General features: G+C 70.5%; 4 protein-coding genes. 2 read left to right on the top strand and 2 right to left on the bottom strand.

From position 1 onward, the window contains the following. Positions 1 to 13: 13 nt before the first annotated feature. Positions 14 to 814, bottom strand: a complete 801-nt coding sequence (locus tag HUW62_RS46135) for a hypothetical protein (protein WP_176438071.1) — start codon at positions 812 to 814, stop codon at positions 14 to 16. 192 nt (positions 815 to 1,006) lie between these two features. On the opposite strand from HUW62_RS46135, the gene ruvX reads away from it, so the two are divergent. Continuing rightward, positions 1,007 to 1,477: a Holliday junction resolvase RuvX gene (gene ruvX / locus HUW62_RS46130; protein ID WP_163865421.1), complete on the top strand. Its 471-nt coding sequence runs from the start codon at positions 1,007 to 1,009 to the stop codon at positions 1,475 to 1,477. Beyond that, on the top strand, positions 1,474 to 2,535 hold the full coding sequence (gene mltG, locus HUW62_RS46125; protein WP_176438070.1) for an endolytic transglycosylase MltG: 1,062 nt from the start codon (positions 1,474 to 1,476) through the stop codon (positions 2,533 to 2,535). The genes ruvX and mltG overlap by 4 nt, the downstream gene beginning before the upstream one ends. 13 nt (positions 2,536 to 2,548) lie before the next feature. On the opposite strand, the gene HUW62_RS46120 is transcribed toward mltG, so the two are convergent. Continuing rightward, the coding region (locus HUW62_RS46120) for a hypothetical protein (RefSeq protein ID WP_176438069.1) at positions 2,549 to 3,718 on the bottom strand (1,170 nt) is incomplete at its 5' end.

The following is a 3,718-nucleotide window of genomic DNA, read 5'->3' as shown; positions in this document are numbered from 1 at the left end:
ACCGGGCACTCCTTCACCGGGTCCCCGTCCCCGGCGTCGGCCCCGTGCCCGGCGTGGGCGGACGCGGACCCGGTGAAGGAGTGCCCGGTGAAGGAGTGCCCGGCGACGGACCTCCCGTGGAGGGAGGACGCGTGCCCGGCGTCCCCGTCGAGGGCGGACACGTCTCCGCCTCGGGCTTCGGAGTCCGCGGACGCTCCGGCCGGCCGTAGCGAGCGAACTCCTCGCCCACGCGCTTCAGCTCGGAGCGCACTCCCGACAACTTGATGCGGTCGTCGTTGTACAGCTTCCCCACCACCGGCATGAACCGCGCGAGCAGCCCGCTCGAGTCCACCCGCTCGAACAGCGCGGCGTTCTCCGTCAGGAAGCGGGCCGCGCTCCGCAACTGCGGGGACAGGCTCATGTCATTGGCCGCGCGCCGCAGCTCCTCCTTCGACAGCGAGCCCGACTTCTTCCCATCCGCGAGGTCCAGCTGGTCGAAGTTCGCCTCGAGCACCTTCAGCGCGGCCTCGTAGTCCAGCATCTTCGGGTCCAACGCGCTGGTGCCGGTGGGAAGGATGGGCGCATAGCCCTCCGTCTTCGCCGCGCCACTCGCTGCCGCGTACTCCGTCTTCGCCGCCGGATTCTTCTTCAGGTCCTCCGCCACCCCCACCGCGCCGCTCGCCGCCAGCAACACGTTGCCCGTCGCCACACCCTCCACCGTCTTGATGGAGTGAGAGATGAGGGGCGTCATCCCCCGCGTGTCACCCGCGCCCTCCACCGCCGTGCCCTCGGGGCTGGCCAGCAGGTTCGTCGCGCCCTTCAGAAAGTCCACCATGAGCCCTCCCGCGCGGCGTGTTGGAAGCAGTGCCGCGCGATGGGCAGAGGGGGTTGCAGCGGGGATGCCGCCCGGCGGCTCGGATGGCGTCGCAGCGAATTCCGTCGGTTAGCCTGACTGACAGGCGAGGCGCGTCCCCGACGTCGGACGGAGCGGTCCGCGACGAAGGATGCGGTTAAGGTCCGGCGGCACATGCGCACCTTCGGTTTGGACTACGGAACCAAGACCATCGGCGTGGCCGTCTCGGATGGCCTGGGCCTCACCGCCCAGGGCGTCACCACCATCCGACGGACCTCGCTCAAGGCGGACCTCGCCGTGCTCGGCGCCCTGGCGCGCGAGCACGAGGTGGACCGCATGGTCATCGGACTGCCGCTCAACATGGACGGCTCCGAGGGCCCGCGCGCGGAGGCCTCGCGCAAGTTCGCGGACGCGGTGACGCAGGCGCTCGGCGTCCAGGTGGAGCTGTTGGACGAGCGGCTGTCCACCGTGGCCGCCACCCGCACGCTCCTGGAAGCGGACGTCAGCCGCGCCCGCCGCAAGGAGGTCATCGACCAGGTGGCCGCGCAGTTCATCCTCCAGGGGTGGCTGGACGCCCGCCGGCCCCCTGACACGGCGATGCACGCGGATGACTACGACGACTACGACTCGGAGCCGTCGGAGTGAAGAAGGCCCTCGTCGCCGTGCTCGTGCTCGCCGTCCTCGCGGCGGCGGGCGTGGGAGGCTGGTACTTCCAGCAGTCGCGCCACCTCTCGGAGTTCGCCGCGACGCCCACCGCGTTGCCCGCGCCCGTGACGGTGGACATTCCTCCCGGCACGGGGCCTCGCGCGCTCGCGCGGCTGCTGGCGGACCGGGGCGTGGTGACGGACGCGGAGCTGTTCTATCGCTACCTGCGCCGCGAAGACCTCGGCCCTCGGCTGAAGGCCGGTGAGTACGAGTTCGAAGGCCCCCTCACGCCGGCCCAGGCCGCGGAGAAGGTCGCCTCGGGTCAGGTGAAGCTTCACCGCTTCACCGTGCCGGAGGGACTGCGCGCCGAGGAAATCCTTCCGTTGCTCGGGGCCTCCGGACTGGGGCTCGACCTCCGGAAGCTGGAGGCCTTCACCACCGACGCGGCCTTCCTGCGCGAAGCGGGCGTGCCCGCGAAGTCCATCGAGGGCTTCCTCTTCCCGGACACATACACCTTCGCCAAGGGCGTCCGCGAGGAGGCCGTGCTCGGGAAGATGGTGGCGCGAGCCCTGGAGGAGTACCGGAAGGCGGACGCGGCGCGAATGCCCGGCGTGAAGCTGGGCCTGCTGCAGACCTTCACGCTCGCCTCCATCGTGGAGAAGGAGACGGGCGCGCCCGAGGAGCGGCCTCGCATCGCCTGCGTCTTCCACAACCGGCTGCGCAAGGGCATGCGCCTGGAGACGGACCCGACGGTGCTCTACGCCATGCGCCTGTTGCGCGGCGTCTTCACGAAGAACCTCACCCGCGAGGACCTGCGGACGCTCCACCCGTACAACACCTACAAAGTCGCGGGCCTGCCGCCAGGCCCCATCGCCAGCCCGGGCGCCGCGGCGCTCCAGGCCGCGCTCGCGCCACAGGACTGCGAGGACCTCTTCTTCGTGTCGCGCAACGACGGCACCCACGTCTTCTGCCCCACCTACGACTGCCACCAGGCGCTCGTGAAGCAATGGCAGGTCGAGTACTTCCAGAAGCAGCAGGCGACGCCCCGGAAGCCCTGAGGCCTTCGCGCCACTACGGGCGGCGACGGTACACGTGCAGCGGCGCGGTGAAGCCGTCGACCTCGTCGTAGGCGACACCGTCCAGCGTCAGCGTGCGCCCCTCCAGCTTCACGCCGGGGTCCTTCACCAGCGAGCCCTGGTCGAAGCGCACCAGCGTCTCCGGCCGAGCCTCCGCCAGCAGCTTGCGGAACGTGTCCCAGCGCACGCGGGCGATTCTCTCCTCCGGCAGCCCGGAGAAGAAAGCCACCTGCAGGTCCATGTAGCTGGGGTCGTCGTCAAGGGCCAGCGAGCCACCCTTCTCTGCCACCTGCTCCTTCACGTGGTCCGCCACCTGCATCACCGGCACCGGGTTGGTCGACGTGGGGCTCACCGGCCGCAAGGAGTTCTGCAGCCGTCCCTCCGCGCGGAACGTGTACAGGCCCATGGCCACCGGCAGCACCACCGCCAGCACCGCCGTCACGCCCAGCACCCCCTTGCGCAGCCCCTCGCCCCTGCTGCCCACCAGCGCCGCGAAGCCGAAGGCCACGAACACCGGCAGCACCGCCAGCTGCGTCACCGTGAAGCGCCCCAGCGGGACGAAGTTCAAGAGCACCACCGCGCGGAACGTGAAGTACGCGGTGGGCACCACCGCCGTCGCCACCAGCCAGCGCGTGTCCGGGCGCGCCTTCCACGCCTTCACCATGCCCACCATGCCCAGCAGCGCCACCCCCGGCGTCAGGGTGAGCAGCGCCACCCCGGGCCAGAAGAAGAGCTGTTGCAGGCGCCATCCGATGGCGGCTCCCGAGCCCGCCGACGACGTCACCCAATCCCGATGGAACGCCTCCACCGCCTTCACGGGGAAGAACGGGTCGCCGTGCATCAGCTCGTTGCCCTGCATCCACAGCAAGGGGAACGGCAGGCACGCCAGCCCGAAGCCCACCGCGCGCGTCACCGACGCCACCTTGTCCTCGCTGCTGAAGAGCAGCGCCACGCACATCAACGGGATGTACATCCACGCGTCGTAGCGCAGCGCGCACGCGAGATTGAGCATCAGCGCGGCCTGGAACAGCGGCGCGAAGCGGTTCTCCTCCACGGCCTCCGCGTACAGCGCGAAGGCGGCCAGCATGAAGAACAGCGACACCGCCTCGCTGCCCGCCGTGGTGGAGAACTGCAGATGCATGCCCCACGCGGCGAAGGCCAGCCC

The sequence above is a fragment of the Myxococcus sp. AM011 genome, assembly GCF_013372595.1.
In the GTDB taxonomy this organism is placed as follows: domain Bacteria; phylum Myxococcota; class Myxococcia; order Myxococcales; family Myxococcaceae; genus Myxococcus; species Myxococcus eversor.
Note: the sequence above shows the minus strand (reverse complement) of the source record. Positions and strands in the feature narration are given on the sequence as shown.